The organism is Ruegeria sp. CL6 (genome assembly GCF_056536465.1).
The window spans coordinates 1-2,802 of record NZ_JBQFPR010000028.1; the positions used below are offsets into that span (position 1 = coordinate 1).

The 2,802-nt window shown below is 52.2% G+C and carries 3 protein-coding genes and 1 pseudogene; 1 reads left to right on the top strand and 3 read right to left on the bottom strand.

The window, feature by feature from the left end:
• The 3 genes and pseudogenes from ACR0LH_RS21595 to ACR0LH_RS21605 all read right to left on the bottom strand — a co-directional run.
• A pseudogene (locus ACR0LH_RS21595) lies at positions 1-453 on the bottom strand (hypothetical protein); the annotation flags it as partial.
• 74 nt (positions 454-527) lie between these two features.
• Positions 528-1,016, bottom strand: coding sequence for a RidA family protein (locus tag ACR0LH_RS21600; RefSeq protein WP_170816229.1), 489 nt, complete (start codon positions 1,014-1,016; stop codon positions 528-530).
• A 265-nt stretch (positions 1,017-1,281) separates the two neighbouring features.
• Entirely contained in the window at positions 1,282-1,833 is a 552-nt protein-coding gene (locus tag ACR0LH_RS21605; protein ID WP_480722424.1) for a sulfotransferase domain-containing protein, read from the bottom strand.
• Between the two features lie 324 nt (positions 1,834-2,157).
• Here ACR0LH_RS21605 and ACR0LH_RS21610 point away from each other — a divergent pair, with 324 nt between their 5' ends.
• Positions 2,158-2,388: a hypothetical protein gene (locus ACR0LH_RS21610; protein WP_480722425.1), complete on the top strand. Its 231-nt coding sequence runs from the start codon at positions 2,158-2,160 to the stop codon at positions 2,386-2,388.
• Positions 2,389-2,802: the final 414 nt, after the last annotated feature.

Below are 2,802 nucleotides of genomic sequence, written 5' to 3' on the forward strand. Positions count from 1 at the left end.
AAGTTTGTATAGCTCGGCTAAGTCTAGCTGGTCACCGGCTAACGCTTCGCTCAACGCCGCTTCGGCCTCAATAAACCGTTCGCCTGCAACGATTGCCTGTTCGCGCATTTCAGAATGGATCGCCTCAATTTTTTTCACCTGATCTTTCGAGAGTCCAAGTTCATCTTTCAATTCGAGCAAGTGTGCTGGGCCTGGTTTACCATTCAGCTCCGCAGGTAAGGCAAAACCCCAACCTCCGCCGCGCCGCAGCTCTTCTAAATCGGTCTCAGATAAGCTTTTGATGGTCCTGGATTGCAGACCGGCGTACGGCGTGACTTCAGCGTCGTGAGTGTGACTTTGCGCGAGTGCTACTTGAGAGTATTGGATCGTACAGAGCGCCGTTACAATCAGAAACTTAGGCATAAACTTAATCATGAAGTCTCCTTTCTGGCTCACCCAAATGCCTTCTTCCATACAGTACTTCTACCCGGCGCAGCGACATTCCTACTCCTCTTTGACCGGTACGTCGTTCCGGATTCACGTGTATTCTAGGCCGTTGAGACAATAACCTCTGCTTCGATTTCAATTGGGAAGTTGATTGGTAGGCCTGCCACCCCGACCGCCGTACGTGAATGGCGGCCAATCTCTTCTCCAAAGACGTCAATGATCAAATCCGTGAAACCGTTGAGAACCGCAGGCGTATCGCTGAAGCCAGATTTGCAATTTATCATCCCATGAACTCGGCACCACCCCGTTATTCGGTTTAGACTGCCAAGTTCGCGCTTTAGACTGCCGAGAATAGAAAGCCCGACTTTGCGTGCTGAGGCGTAGCCCTCTTCCACAGACACATTTTCTCCGACTGCTCCAAATGGCGCGGCCGGAGTACCGTCTATTTCTTGTGGTCCATGACCAGATACGAACGCCCGGTCGCCCCGAACGTTAATCCACGGAAATGGCAACACCATACCAACAGGCAATTTTAGCGGCGCAGGTAAAATGATGTTGTGGTCTACCAATCGCTGTTCAGCGTCGATCATGGTACTCTCCCTCGCAGCACTTGCATGGATCTTACCATAAACCATGCCCAAAGTCGGTCTCGACCACCAAACTTTGCATGGTCCGCTTCGTCCGTATTTGAGTCATCTGGCGAAACCGCGGCGAACGGCTGTTGTTGGTTAGGGCAAACCCTGGCCGCGTTCGCGGGCATGAATGACCGCTCATCGTGGTTACGGGTCATCCGGCAAAAAGTCTCAGATGGCCGAGACGGTCCCGAAGCGGCAATCTTTAATAGAAAGCGAGGTCCTAAGCAGGAAGCTCTCCGCCAGACTGAAGCCATCGCGCGTCGGCTTCCGGAAGCAACTCTGCAAGACGTTTGTGAAACGCAAGAAGGTCTTCGTCTGAAAGCTTGCCCTCCCACTTGCGACTGCTTGCGCTATCGAAGAAGGCTGACGGGTCTTTGAAGGTTGTGGACCGTTGTGTTTCTTCCTTAGCACTCGCGCGTGCATTGGCTTGCATGTTCTCGAACTGCATACTTTCCGCAATTGCGGCCAACATTTCATCGTCAATTTTGAGGCCGAGTACGGAAGCTAGCTTTCTGGTATGAGAGAGTAAATCGCGCCGCATATCGGCGTAGTGGAAAATGTGTATGTTGGGATGTTGGATGTTTGACTTGAAGGACTTGAAGTGATGAACGATGGCCTCAAGGGTGACCCCATCGGCCATCTCGTCTCGAACGGTCTCACCAAGAAAAAGGGCGAATGAAGCTGTCGGCTCGAGGCTGGATCCGCACTTTGCTATGGAACCCGGATACGCGTCCAAACGAGGCCCGATTTGATTGCGCAGTTCGGCTGGCACACGAGGCTCTGGCGGCATCACATCTTGACCTAGAGGCGCAAGCATATGCCGGTTACGTACTCGCGTTTCTGTCGGAGGATACAGAGTACGGTTTGTCACTTGTGGATCAAGTCGTCGAGAAAAGCCCAAATTGCGTTTCAGCCTGGGGATCCAGTTGCGTACTGCATGGCCTGATGGGTCAAGCACAAACGGCACAGGCACACGCCAGGGAGGCGCTCCGACTTAACCCGAATGACCCACTAAACTACCGTGTCCACATGGGTATCAGCCTGTCGCAAATCGCGGAAGGGAACTGGCGCGATCTAAGAGAAACCGCCCAAAAAAATGCGTGCATTTCATAATACTGTGACTGTCTTTCTCCTGAACGAACTTGTGGCGGAAATGGCTCTCGGCAATGAGAGCCGAGCTAGAGAACTCGCACGTATTCACATGTCGCGGGAACCCGATTTTAGCGTTTCAATGTTCCGGCATATGCGCGCTCGTATCTCTATCGCAAAACCAGAAATCTATGACGCCTACTATAAAATGCTGGCAGCAGCAGGCATTCCTGATTGACGACACCAGTTGTAGACCAGCGGCCAGTCATAGCAAGCATGCAACATGTGGAAACGTATTTTTTGCCGCTGGAAGAATACACAATGTTGTCTGCGAACAGTCGTAGAAGTGAATAGCGGCGAACGGCAATCGAATCTTCGCGGCGCTCGGCGTGAACGATTGGGCCGCTGAATGACAAACGAACAAACCGCAGAGGATGCATTGAGCGAACAGCGTCGGCGTTGTTTCTGCGTGTCGGTTTGTAGGCCACAGATCTAAAATCGCTGGACAGAGTCAGAGCTGCTGGTGACTGTAGAAACCACTTTCAGCGGTGGAGATATTTTGTGGAACATATTGCACAAATGAACATGGGGTACTTGCTACACCCTCCAGGCGATCCCCGTATTGCAGGGTTCGAGGACAACTCGGATCGTC